This window comes from Mesorhizobium sp. M7A.F.Ca.US.005.03.2.1 (assembly GCF_003997795.1).
Lineage (GTDB): Bacteria > Pseudomonadota > Alphaproteobacteria > Rhizobiales > Rhizobiaceae > Mesorhizobium > Mesorhizobium ciceri.
In genome coordinates, this window is record NZ_RZRP01001573.1 from 1 (window position 1) to 523 (window position 523).

Below are 523 nucleotides of genomic sequence, written 5' to 3' on the forward strand. Positions count from 1 at the left end.
CCATTGATCAGCGCGTCGCGTCCCATATCGACCTGGAATGTGTCGCCTTCGCCGGTAAGAAACTTGTCGATGCGCAAGGCAACGTGCGGGAACACCGTATAGGCGGCGAAAACGCCGCCGACGCCGGCGGCACCCAGCGCAACGATCCACAGCCAGGGCAGCCCGGCCATGAAAAACATGATGCCCCAGGTGCCGGTCGTCAGCATGGTCTGGCCGAGATCCGGTTGCGCCACCAGCAGCGACACGACCAGTACCAGCAGCAACATGGCGAACAGATTGCCGGGAATGTCGGGCTGGCGCTTGTGCTCAGCGAAAAGCCAGGCGCACATGATGACGAAGGCTGGTTTCAAAAATTCCGACGGCTGGATCGACAGGCCGGCAAGCGACACCCAGCGGCGTGCGCCCTTCACCTCGACGCCGATGTAGAGCACCGCCACCATCAGCACCAGCATCAGGCACAGCATGATCAGCGCCATGCGCCGGATCTGCCTGGAATCGAGGAACGACACAGCCAGCATCACGC

The 523-nt window shown here is 62.3% G+C and carries 1 protein-coding gene; it reads right to left on the reverse strand.

Going from position 1 to position 523, the window contains the following annotated elements; genetic code table 11:
* Nucleotides 1-523, reverse strand: a 523-nt coding sequence (locus EN991_RS39215; protein ID WP_164769813.1) for an FtsW/RodA/SpoVE family cell cycle protein, incomplete at both ends; no start/stop codon positions are given.